At 69.2% G+C, this 9,253-nt stretch carries 8 protein-coding genes; all 8 read right to left on the bottom strand.

The annotated features are described in order from the left end of the window. Positions 1-1,415, bottom strand: a 1,415-nt coding sequence (locus tag HY726_00465) for an ABC transporter substrate-binding protein (protein ID MBI4607464.1), incomplete at its 3' end; no start/stop codon positions are given. A gap of 131 nt (positions 1,416-1,546) precedes the next feature. After that, the gene (locus HY726_00460) at positions 1,547-2,527 is read right to left on the bottom strand and encodes an ABC transporter ATP-binding protein (GenBank protein MBI4607463.1); all 981 of its coding nucleotides are present in this window, start codon (positions 2,525-2,527) and stop codon (positions 1,547-1,549) included. 2 nt (positions 2,528-2,529) lie between these two features. Next, the gene (locus HY726_00455; GenBank protein MBI4607462.1) at positions 2,530-3,516 is read right to left on the bottom strand and encodes an ABC transporter ATP-binding protein; all 987 of its coding nucleotides are present in this window, start codon (positions 3,514-3,516) and stop codon (positions 2,530-2,532) included. 4 nt (positions 3,517-3,520) lie between these two features. Continuing rightward, the gene (locus HY726_00450; GenBank protein ID MBI4607461.1) at positions 3,521-4,702 is read right to left on the bottom strand and encodes an alkaline phosphatase family protein; all 1,182 of its coding nucleotides are present in this window, start codon (positions 4,700-4,702) and stop codon (positions 3,521-3,523) included. Between the two features lie 33 nt (positions 4,703-4,735). Continuing rightward, a complete protein-coding gene (locus tag HY726_00445; GenBank protein ID MBI4607460.1) occupies positions 4,736-5,992 on the bottom strand; it encodes a glycosyltransferase in 1,257 nt (418 codons plus the stop codon). Continuing rightward, complete coding sequence (locus tag HY726_00440) at positions 5,992-6,975, bottom strand: GNAT family N-acetyltransferase (GenBank protein ID MBI4607459.1); 984 nt, start codon at positions 6,973-6,975, stop codon at positions 5,992-5,994. Before HY726_00440 ends, HY726_00445 begins: the two co-directional genes overlap by 1 nt. A gap of 21 nt (positions 6,976-6,996) precedes the next feature. Next, positions 6,997-7,359, bottom strand: coding sequence for a zinc ribbon domain-containing protein (locus HY726_00435; GenBank protein MBI4607458.1), 363 nt, complete (start codon positions 7,357-7,359; stop codon positions 6,997-6,999). Between the two features lie 136 nt (positions 7,360-7,495). After that, positions 7,496-9,148: an acetolactate synthase gene (locus HY726_00430; protein ID MBI4607457.1), complete on the bottom strand. Its 1,653-nt coding sequence runs from the start codon at positions 9,146-9,148 to the stop codon at positions 7,496-7,498. Positions 9,149-9,253 lie beyond the last annotated feature (105 nt).

Here is a 9,253-nt window from a genome sequence, read left to right as displayed (position 1 = left end):
TGCTTGTCGTAGAGATCATCCAGCACCCGGTCGGTGTAGAAGCCGTAGTTGGACGGGTTCCGGTCCGTCGAGAGGAACTTGTAGAGGTCCAGGTCGGGCTCGACGATATAGCCGCACTGGAAGTCCATGTGGACCGCCGTATCCCCTTTGCGGATCACAGCGAAGTAGGCCCGCGCCTCGACGACCTCCTGCTTGACGTTCAGACCAATCTGCCGCCACTGGTCGATCATCCAGACGGCGAGCGGCTCGTAGGGCATCGGAATCCCGCGGTTATGGAAGGTGAAGGAGAAGCCTTCGGGGACGCCCGCTTCCTTGAGCAGCCGCCGGGCCTCGGCGCGCGAGGCGTTGATGTCCTTCCAGTAGCCAGCCAGCTTGGCCAGCTCCTCAGGCGGGGTCGCGTACGGCGTGCCGGGAACCTGGACACCCGCAACCGCCTTGACGATGGCGATCTTGGACAGCGCTTCGGAGCTCCCCCACCGGTCGATAGCGAGCGTGAGCGCCCGCCGAACGCGCTTGTCGTCAAAGGGCTTCTTGTTGTGGTTGATGCCAACCAGCAGGACGCAGTCCCACGGGCTCTCCTGGACGGTGATCTTGTCGCCCAGTGCGGCCACCAAGCTGTCGCGGTGGGCCGCGGTGAAGCTCCGGAACTGGATGTGGGCCCGCCCGCCCCGAATGGCCGCCACCTGCGCCGCGGTGTCTCTGACAAAGATGGCGCGGAACCCTTCCAGGTAGGGCTTCCCCTTGTCCCAGTAGTTCGGAGTCTTCTTCCCAACCACATGGGAGCCCTTGACGTGCTCGACGAAGCTGAAGGGGCCGGTTCCCATCACGTTCTTCTCGTACCAGTGCATGTCTTTGGCGAGGAGGTCTGCGTTGTAGATGAAGTTCCACGGGGACGCGAGCCCGGCCAGGAACGACGCCGACGCCCACTTGAGACGGAACCGCACCGTGTAGGGGTCAGGGGCCTCCACGGCCTCAACGACCGCGTACTGCCCCTTCCGGGTGGACCCCACACCCTCAGGCGGGAAGATGATCTTGTCGTAGGAGGCCTTGACGTCCTTCGACGTCATCTCGCTCCCATCGTGGAACTTGACCCCTTTGTGGAGCTTGAAGGTATACGTGAGCCCGTCCTTGGCGACTGTCCAGCTCTCAGCCAGGCTCGGGACCGGCTTGGTGCCGCTCGGATCGTTCGGGTCCACCCGGAGCAGCGTGTTGTAGAACGGAGCGAAGGGGTGGATCAGCCCGAAGGTCTCCTCCCGGTGACCGTCGTAGGACGGCGGCTCGGAGGGCACGGGGAAGATCAGCTCGCCGCCGTAGCGCGGCTTCTCCTGGGCCTGTGCGGGCGTGGCGAGCGTGACGGCCACGATCAGGGCGATCCCCCCGATCAGGACGTGACGCCACCGGTCTGCGTGTCTCATGTCACACCTCCTCGGGAAACTTGGAGAGAAATGCCTTATATTTCCAAATCGAAATGGCCCGGCTTCGGTTCCCCGGCCACGGCTAAGGCTAGTCGGGACCGCCAGACCTGTCAAGGAAAAACTCGCTTGATTTACACGCGGATGCAAGCGGCCCAGTGCCCCGGCTTCACCTCCCGGAGCTCGGGGACGACACGCCGGCAGTCGTCGATCGCCATCGGGCACCGGGGGTGAAAGACACACCCCGAAGGCGGATTCAACGGGCTCGGCACCTCTCCGCCGAGGACGATGTGCTCGCGCCGGGCTTCCACCTCGGGGTCCGGAATCGGCACTGCCGAGAGGAGCGCTTTGGTGTACGGGTGGAGGGGGTCTTCGTAGAGGGCCTGGCGGTCGGCGATCTCCATGATCTTGCCGAGGTACATCACCGCGACCCGGTCGGAGATGTGGCGGACCACCGACAGGTCATGGGCGACGAAGAGGTAGGTGAGGCCGAAGCGCTCCTGGAGCTCCTCCAGCAGGTTGATGATCTGGGCCTGGATGGAGACGTCGAGCGCCGAGACGGGCTCATCGCAGACGACGAACGAGGGCTCCATCGCCAACGCGCGGGCGATCCCGACCCGCTGGCGCTGACCGCCGGACAGCTCGTGCGGGTACCGGTGGGCGTGAGCCGGCAGGAGCCCCACCACCGAGAGCAACTCGGCCACCCGCTCGGCGCGGCGCCGCCGTTCGGGCACGATCCCGTGGACCATCATCGGCTCGCCGACGATCTGGCCCACCGTCATCCGCGGGTTGAGCGAACTGTAAGGGTCCTGGAAGATCACCTGGATCCGCCGGCGGACCGGGCGCAGCTCAGGGTCGCTCATGCCCGTGAGGTTACGGCCCTCAAAGAGGACCTGGCCGGCGGTCGGCCGATCGAGCTGGAGGATGCACCGTCCCGTGGTCGTCTTGCCGCAGCCGGACTCGCCCACGAGCCCCAGGGTCTCTCCCTTGCGGATCGCGAAGCTGACCCCGTCCACCGCCCGCACCAAGCCGACGCGGCGCCCGAACAGCCCACCCCCGCCGACAGGAAAGTGCTTGACTAGGTCCCGGACCTCGAGGATGCCGCCGTCCCGCACGGTCACACCCTGGCCTCAACGCCCAGCGTCTCGGCCACCCAGCAGGCCGAGAGGTGAGCGTCGGCGACGCGGAGGAGCGGTGGCACCTCGCTCCGACACCGGGCGATCGCGTAACGGCAGCGGGGAGCGAAGGCGCACCCGGGCGGCAGGCGCATGAGGTCGGGCGGCTGGCCGTCGATCGGGTTGAGCTTCGCCCGCCTTGGCTCGTCCAGGCGGGGCACGGAGCGGAGGAGCCCCAGCGTGTACGGGTGGCGCGGGTTGGCGTACACTTCGCGCGCGCTCCCCTGCTCAATCATCTTCCCCGCGTACATGACGTTGACGCGATCGGCGTACCGCGCCACCACCCCCAGGTTGTGGGTGATGATGACCATCGCAACGCCGAGGCGGCGGGAGAGGTCTTTCATCAGCTCCAGGATCTGGGCCTGGATGGTGACGTCAAGCGCGGTGGTGGGCTCGTCGGCCAGGATCAGCGACGGCGAGCAGGAGAGCGCCATCGCGATCATCATCCGCTGACGCATCCCGCCGCTGAACTGGTGGGGGTACTGGACCAGCCGACGCTCCGGATCGGGAATCCCGACCGTCGCGAGCAGCTCCACGGCGCGCTGCTCGGCCTGTTGCGGCGTCATCCCGAGGTGGATTTCCAGCGCCTCGGTGAGCTGGCGGCCGATGGAGAGGACCGGGTTCAGCGAGGTCATCGGCTCCTGGAAGACCATAGCGATCTCCCGCCCGCGGATCTTCCGCATGGGCTCTTCGTCCAGAGCGAGCAGGTCCTGCCCCTTGAAGAGGATCTGGCCGCTGACGATGCGGCCCGCCGGCGCGGCGACGAGCCGCATGATGCTGAGCGCGCTCACTGTCTTGCCGCAGCCCGATTCGCCGACCAGCGCGACGGTTTCCCCCTCCTTCACGTCGTAGGAGACACCGTCCACCGCCGGGACGATGCCGGCCCCGGTGAAGAAGTAGGTCCTGAGGTCCCGGACTTCGAGAAGCATGCCGCTAGGCGAGGACCTCCTCGAGCACGCGACCCTGGAAGCCGCTGCCGTCCAACTCGAGCAGACGCGAGAGGGTCGGCGCGACGTCCACGATGCGGCCGCCCTCGATCCCGCTCTTCGGCCGGATGCCGGCGCCCGCCAGCACGATGGGGATCGCCTGCTCGTGGTGCGAGCCGTGGGAGCGGAGCCCTTCCTCCTCGCGGACCGGGTCGCCCTCGTTCCAGACGCCGAGCACCCACTCGCGCTGGCCGAAGCAGATCAGATCCCCCACCCGCTCGGGCGGCAGGCGAACCGCCGAGGCCTCGCTCCCGGCGATGACCGTGTCGATCCCGCTGGTGCCGGCGAGGATGGCGCGAGCCTCGGGCGTCCGCGCGGGCTTCTCCAGGAACAGGTAGAGGGCGCCGCCGAGATCCCGGTGGTGGGCGTAGAGGCCGTCGCGAATCAGCGCCACCCCGCGCGCGGCGACGCCGGCCTCCCGGAGCACGCGCACGGGCGACGCCGACCGCGTCTTGGCGTTCATCCCGTGGTCGGCGGTGAGCACGACCAGATCGCGGTCGAGGTCGTAGCTCTCGACGATCTCACCCATCAGCCGGTCCGCGTCCCGGAGGTACCGCTGCATCCGCGGATCGTCGGGCGGCAGCTTGTGCTGCGGGTAGTCGGTGGTGGCGACGTAGAGCAACCCGGGCGCCTCCCGGGCGGCGACCTCGCGCGCCATCGCGAGCACCCAGAGGTTGATGTCCATCGAGAAGATGTCCGGGGGCGGGCCCACCTTCGCGACCAGGGCGGCGGGCGCCGAGGCCATGTCCACGCACAGATCGAGCCCGCGCCGGAGGAGCCGGGTGAGCTTCTCCTTGGCCGTGACGAGGGCCGTAATCCAGCCGAGGGCCTTGACGCGCTCGAAGAGGAGGGGCTCCCGGACGAAGGTCACCTGGTCCATGAAGACCTCGGCGCCGGCGGTCCGGTCGAAGTAGAAGTTGGCGCAGAGGCCGTGGCGTTCGGGATAGGCTCCGGTCAGCAGCGAGATGTGGTTGACGTTGGTAAGGCTGGGGAGCACCCCGCGCCCCTCCAGCGTGGAAGCGCCCGCCTGCATGAGCGCCCTCAGCGTCGGGAGATCGGTCGCGCGGATGTAGCCGGGGTCGAACCCGTCGATCAGGAGCACCAGCGCGCGACGGGGCGGGTTCGCCATAGTTGAGTGCGAGTCTACCACAGGCGACCGGGATCAATAGCACCGGGCCAGGGCGAGGTGCTGACGGGCGAGAGGGCGCTCCTCGGCGTAGAGCCGGCACACCGCCTCGGCGACGCACGGCCAGCGGTAACGGGTGGCGAGCCGGCTCGCCTGCCAGCCGAGGCGCCAGCGAAGCCCGTCGTCATCGAGCAGCCGCGCCACCCGATCGGCGAGCGCCCGAGGATCGCCCTCGGGCATCAGGAGGCCGGTGACGCCGTCCACGACCGTCAGCATCAGCCCGCCGACCCGCGACGCGATGACGGGGCGTCCGCAGGCCATCGCCTCGAGGGCGACCATGCCAAAGGACTCGTAGTAGGACGGCATGATCGTCATCGCGGCCGCCACGTAGTAGAGCCTGAGGCGCTCCTGGGGCTGCGCGCCGACGAAGCTCACGGCGGCATCGAGCCCCAGCGCGGCCACGCGCTCCATCAGGAAGGCCGCGTGACCGTTGTCGGGCTCGTCCAGGTCGCCCCCCACCACCAGGAGCCGGAGGTCCCGGTAGCGCGCCTCCTGGCGGAGGCGGCGCATCGCCTCCAGCAGGGTCTCGAGCCCCTTGATCGGGGTGAGCCGGCCCACGTAGAGGAGGTGGCGCTCGGCGCCGAGCGCGAGGGCCGCCTTCGCCGCGTCGCTGTCGAGCGCCCGGAAGAGGTCCGTGTCCACCCCGCACGGGATGACGGAGATCCTGTCGCTGGGCGCGCCGTAATACCACACCAAATGCGCGCGCTCCACGGCGTTGGCGGCGACGATCCGGTCCGCGCCCCCGACGATCCGCGCCTCCTCCTCGATCCTGAGGTCGGGCTCGATCTCGGCCGGTAAGCGCGCGACGCGGTTCTTGAGCCGCCCGAGCGTGTGGAACATCTGGACCAGCGGCACGCCCCACCGGGCCTTCAGCTCGAGGCCCGCGACCCCGGAGAGCCAGTAGTGGCCGTGGAGCAGGTCGTAGGCGAGACCCTCGCTCGTCCCGAACGCCTCGACATTCTCCACGAACTCAGGCACGTGCCGATGCACCGCCTCGCGCGGCATCGGAGCCTCGGGCCCGGCGGCCAGGTGGATCACCCGGCAGTTGGCGCCGAGGGGCACGACGCGGGGGATCCGGGAATTCTGGGAGCGGGTGAAGACGTCCACGTGGACCCCCATGCGCCCGAGCTCGCGGGAGACCTCGCGGACGTAGACGTTCATCCCCCCGGTCTCTTTGCCCCCGAGCGCCGCCAGGGGGCAGGTATGGACCGAGAGCACCGCCACGCGCAACATCACCGCGCGATCACCACGTTGAAGAGGTCTTCCGCGACGCCGCCGAAGGCGTACTTGTACGGCTCGTCGCCGCGCAGGAAGTCGAAGCGGGTCACCCGGCGCTCGATCGCATCCCTGAGCACGTGAGCGAGGAGGACGGTGCCGGGGGAGAGCGCCGCGTGGACCGGATCGAAGCCGGAGTTGTAGATGGCCACGCTCCCGGCGAACTCCAGGCAGAAGTAGGTCGCGACGGCCGCACCGTCACGCTCGAGGAACCAGAGCCTGAGCGAGCCTCGCGCCGCCAGGGCCATGGCGACCCGCCGGAAGAATCCCTCCATGCGCGTGTCCATGAAGCGGGCCTTGCCGGCTTTCGACTTCCGGTGGAGGGTGAGGAAAGCATCCATCGCTGCGTCGAGCCCTGCGGCGGCCGTGTGGGAGCGCACCCGCGCCCCCGGCCACTCGCGCTCGAGTCGGCGGAGCTTCCGCCGCAGCTCGTGCCGGTCCTTTCCCGAGAGCCGCCCCAGGTAGCCGTCCCACGAGTCGGGGAGCCTGACCACGGGGCATCGCTCCTCACGCTGCACGACCGTGGACAGGCCGAAAGCCGGCGCCAGCGCGGGGAGGAGCGAGACCGTGGGCGACGCTGCCCGCACACAGTGGAGGTCCCAGACCTCGGGCTCGGCGGCCCGGTGCTGCAGGAGCTCCACCCAGACTTCCTCCTCTCTGTCGCGGACGGCGATGACATCCAGGTAGTCCGAGATGTCGACTCCCCCGACGAGCTGCCAGATCCCCGGCACCTTCTCGTAGAGGGGCAGCAGGCCCACGGGCTGGCCGTCCGAGTCGGCGACTCGGAGGATCTTGAGCGGCCGCCCGTCGCCGAAAGCCTCCCACCAGAGGGTCTGCCACGACCAGCTCAGGAACGGAACAGGGTGGAGCGAGCGGGCTTCCAGATCGCTCCACGCTGCTTCGCCCACGCGCTCGAACCGGTCGAGGATGTCCAGTTTCACCGCGCGCTCCGCGTCCCGGGCTCAAATGTCATCGTCCCCGCCGCCCTCCGCGCCCTCCCCGCCCGCGCTGGCCTCCTCCATCGCCTCGTCGACGGCCTCGTCGAAGTCCTCGCCGAGGTCATCGCCCATCTCCTGGCCCATCTTCTTCATGAAGCGCGCCATGCTCTTCGGGTCGTCCTCGTCGAAGTCGCCGAGCTTGCTCGGATCGGCTAGCGACTCGAGCCGGTCCTCTTCCGACTTGAGGGTGGCGAAGCGGGACATGAGCCGGGTGAGGGCCTCGCTCCCGCACCGGGGACAGCGGGGTGAGGGCGCCGAGGACGGCGCGAGGATCAGCAGGCTCACCCGCCGACGGCAACCCGCGCAGTGGTACTCGTAAATCGGCACGATCCACGCCCCCTATCAGTTGAAATTTCCAGATGATTCTAGCACAGGCCGACCGGTCTCCCGCGCCGGGTCAGGGGATGGTGCGAAGGGGGCCCCGAGGCCCCTTGCGATGATCGGGTGCGCACCCCTCCGAGCTTCAGATCGCCATCGAGACCTGGCCGGTCCGACGGTACGCGGCCGGATCCAGGATCACGTTGAGGCACCAGACCTCGTCAGATCCGAGCGCGCGCTCGAGAGCCGGGGGGATCTCTCTCGGGTCGGTGATGCGAACCCCACGGCCGCCCAAGGACTCCACCATCCGGTCGTAGCGGCTGAAGGGAAGCGAGGTAGCAACCGTCCGAGCCTCGCCCCAGAACGAGACCTGGGGATTCCTGATCTGCCCCCACCCGCCGTCGTTGCCGATAATGCAGGTGAGCGGCAGGTTGAAGCGCACCGCCGTCTCCAGCTCGATGCCGTTCAGGCCGAAGGCCCCGTCGCCCGCGATCAGGAGCACCTTCTGTTCAGGATGCAGAAGCTTCGCAGCGATGGCGAAGGGCGGCCCGACACCCAGACAGCCGAACGGGCCGGGATCAAGCCACTGGCCCGCGCGCTGGAGCGGGACGAACTTGGAGGCACAGCCGACGACGTCCCCTCCGTCGGCGACGACGAGCGTGCCCGCGTCCACTACCTGAGCAATCTCATGGGCCAGGCGGTAGTGGCTGATCGGCACCTGGTCGGAGCGCGCCTCGGCGAGAAGCTTCTCCCGCCCCTCCCGCTCCTTCTGGCGCACTCTCCGCTGCCACTCCTCGAAGCGGGCGGGGAGGGCGGCGGGAAGCGTGTCGGCGAGCTGCTCCAGGATCAGCCCGAGGTGTCCGGTCAGCCCGAGCGCCAGCGCACGGTTCCGGCCCAGCTCAGCAGGATCCGAGTCCACCATCACGACGCCGGCGTCCTCGGCGAAGGTCGGCGGGCGGCCGTAGCCGAGGCGGAAGTCCAGCGGCGCGCCGAGAACGAGGACCAAGTCGGCCGTGCCGAGGGCGAATCCGCGGGCCTGAGAGAAGGCCAGCGGGTGATCGTGAGGCAGGCAGCCGCGCCCCGCGCCGTTCGTGAATACCGGAACTCCCGACGACTCGGCGAACGCTGCGAGCGCTTTTACGGCATCGTCCCAGTAGACCCCGCTCCCCGCCAGCACGACCGGACGCTCGGCGCGCGAGAGGAGGTGGGCGAGCTGAACGACCGCATCGGGGTCGGCTGCCTGGCGCGTCCGGTGGACATACCCCGAGGGGATCGGTGCGAGGCGGTCCTCGGTCCGCTCCAGGAGCAGGTCCACGGGGATCTCGACGAAGACCGGCCCCGGGCGGCCGGTGAGCGCGGCGCGCATCGCGGTGGTCAGAACCTCGGGAATCCTGCGGGTGTCAGCCACCGTCCAGGATCCCTTCGTGATCGGCCTGAGCAGCTCCACCTGCTCCATCTCCTGGAGGGCGCCCATCCCCTTGAGGCCGAGAGGCGCGGCGCCGCCGATCAGGAGGAGCGGGCTCCGCGCCGCGTGGGCGTTGGCAACACCGGTCACCGCGTCGGTCACGCCCGGGCCGGCCGTGACCAGCGCGACGCCGACGTTCCGCGTGAGGCGCGCGTAGGCGTCGGCGGCGTGCGCTGCGGCCTGCTCGTGACGGACGTCCACGAGCTGGATCCCCTCGGTGAGGCAGCCGTCGTAGATCGGCAGGATGTGTCCACCGCAGAGGGTGAAGAGGTGCCCCACCCCGGCCTGCTTCAGAACCTTCGCCACCAGCTCGCCGCCCGTCAGCTCCGCCACGGCTCCCTCGTCGGGCCTTCGCTCTTGGCGCGCGCCCGCCCACCATCATAGCAGAAGCCGATCACGGCGAGCGCGACCAGGGCCGGATGCGTTCGGCTAGTGCAG

This window comes from Candidatus Rokuibacteriota bacterium (genome assembly GCA_016209385.1).
Lineage (GTDB): Bacteria > Methylomirabilota > Methylomirabilia > Rokubacteriales > CSP1-6 > JACQWB01.
This window is presented reverse-complemented; position numbering and strand designations above follow the sequence as displayed.